Source organism: Stenotrophomonas sp. 2YAF22 (assembly GCF_052114665.1).
In the GTDB taxonomy this organism is placed as follows: domain Bacteria; phylum Pseudomonadota; class Gammaproteobacteria; order Xanthomonadales; family Xanthomonadaceae; genus Stenotrophomonas; species Stenotrophomonas indicatrix.
Window position 1 is genome coordinate 1 of sequence record NZ_JBFRFE010000758.1, and the last position, 1757, is coordinate 1757.

Consider the following 1757-nt stretch of genomic DNA (forward strand, 5'->3'; position numbering starts at 1 on the left):
ACATCACCCTGCCCCGCGCCCAGCCCAGTACCGGGCTGGCAGTGGACTGGGCCAACGTGCACGGCGCTGCACGCCTGCAGGCGCAGGACGCACAGGGCCGCTGGCACGAACTGGCGCGCGACGCGCAGGCGGCGAACCGGCAGCAGAGCTGGCTGGCGGCCGACGCGCCACTGGACATCAAGGCACTGCGGCTGACCGTGGAAGGCGATGCCCCCCAGGTCAAACGCATCCGCCTGCTCGGCCCGAAGGCGGTGATGACGCCGATGAAGCGCTACCAGATCGCCGCCAGTGGCGCGCAGCGCGCGTTGTTCCCGGCCTCGCTGCACATGCAGCAGACCTACTGGACCGCGGTCGGCGTGCATGCGGGCCGGCAGAAATCGATCTTCGACGAATACGGCAACATCGAAGCCTACAAGGGCGCACCGCTGGTGCAGCCGATCTGGCGCAGTGCCGATGGCCGCGCGACCGGTGCCGCCGAACAACCGGTGCAGCACGCACTGCGCGATGGCTGGAAGCCGATGCCGTCTGCCACGTGGTCACCGCAGCCCGGGCTGGAACTGCGCAGCGAAGCCTTTGCCATCGAGCGCGACGGGCAACCGGTCACCTTCGTGCGCCATCGCCTGCGCAACACCGGCAGTTCGGCCATCGAAGGCACGCTGACCCTCGCAGTGCGACCGATGCAGATGAATCCGCCGTGGCAGAACGGTGGCCTGTCGCCGATCCGCCAGGTGGCCGTCGAAGGCAACAGCGTGCGCGTCAATGGCCGCACGCTGCTGCAGTCCCTCAGCGCCGTGGATGCCGCTGGCACCGCCCCCTTCGGCAACGAAGGCGACACCGAGATCACCACGGCCATCGCCAGCGGACAACTGCCTGCCGCACAGCAGTCCAGCGATGCCGCAGGCCTGGCATCGGCGGCGTTGAGCTACCGCGTCACCCTGGCCCCTGGTGCCAGCGACGCGGTGGTGGTGGCCTTCCCGCTCGGTACCGCCACTGCCGATGCCAATGGCGTGCTGCCGGAAGCGCCGGCCCTCAACCTCGCGTCGCTGCCGCGCGACGGCGACAAGGCGTTCGACACGCTGGCCAGCCGCGCCTCCGCCGATTGGCAGGCGCGGCTGGGCCAGGTCGGCCTGCGCCTGCCCGACCCTTCACTGGTGGACATGCTGCGCGCACAGGCCGCCTACATGCTGATCAACCAGACCGGCCCGGCCATGCAGCCCGGCCCGCGCAACTACAACCGCTCCTTCATCCGCGATGGCATGGCCACCTCGGCCGTGCTGCTGCGCATGGGCGAAGCCAAAGTGGCACGCGACTACCTGGCCTGGTACAGCGAACACGGCGTGCACGGCAATGGCCTGGTGTCGCCCATCCTCAACGACGATGGCAGCGTCAATACCGGCTTCGGCTCGGACATCGAGTACGACAGCCAGGGCCAGTACGTCACCCTCGTTGCCGACGTCGCCCGGCTCGATGGCGGGCCGGAAAGCGTGCGTGCCTACCTGCCCAAGGTGAAGGCCGCGCTGCGCTTCCTGCAGGAACTGCGCGAACGCACGCTGGTGCCGGGCTACATGGCCGACCAGCCATCGCCGGAGCGCTTCGCCGGCATCCTTGCGCCGTCGATCAGCCACGAGGGCTATCCCTCACCCACCCACAGCTACTGGGACGACTACTGGGGCCTGAAGGGTTGGCATGACGGCGCGTGGTTGGCCGAATCGCTGGGCGACCACGAAACCGCCACGTGGGCGCGCGAACAGTACAAG

At 69.2% G+C, this 1757-nt stretch carries 1 pseudogene; it reads left to right on the plus strand.

The window, feature by feature from the left end:
* Positions 1–1757, plus strand: a pseudogene (locus AB4Y84_RS20825) (discoidin domain-containing protein); the annotation flags it as partial.